This is a genomic window from Enterobacter sp. ENT02 (assembly GCF_019219165.1).
GTDB classification, from domain to species: Bacteria; Pseudomonadota; Gammaproteobacteria; order Enterobacterales; family Enterobacteriaceae; genus Enterobacter; species Enterobacter mori.
In genome coordinates, this window is the sequence record NZ_JAHUWD010000051.1 from 1 (window position 1) to 232 (window position 232).

Consider the following 232-nt stretch of genomic DNA (forward strand, 5'->3'; position numbering starts at 1 on the left):
CCCTAGGGGATTCGAACCCCTGTTACCGCCGTGAAAGGGCGGTGTCCTGGGCCTCTAGACGAAGGGGACACTGAAGTCTCAATCGCAAGACGCCTTGCTATTTACTTTTCATCAGACAATCTGTGTGAGCACTACAAAGGCAGGTTCTTTAAGGTAAGGAGGTGATCCAACCGCAGGTTCCCCTACGGTTACCTTGTTACGACTTCACCCCAGTCATGAATCACAAAGTGGT

At 51.3% G+C, this 232-nt stretch carries 1 rRNA gene; it reads right to left on the reverse strand.

The window, feature by feature from the left end:
- Nucleotides 1-154 precede the first annotated feature (154 nt).
- Nucleotides 155-232, reverse strand: a 16S ribosomal RNA gene (locus KW829_RS22850); the annotation flags it as partial.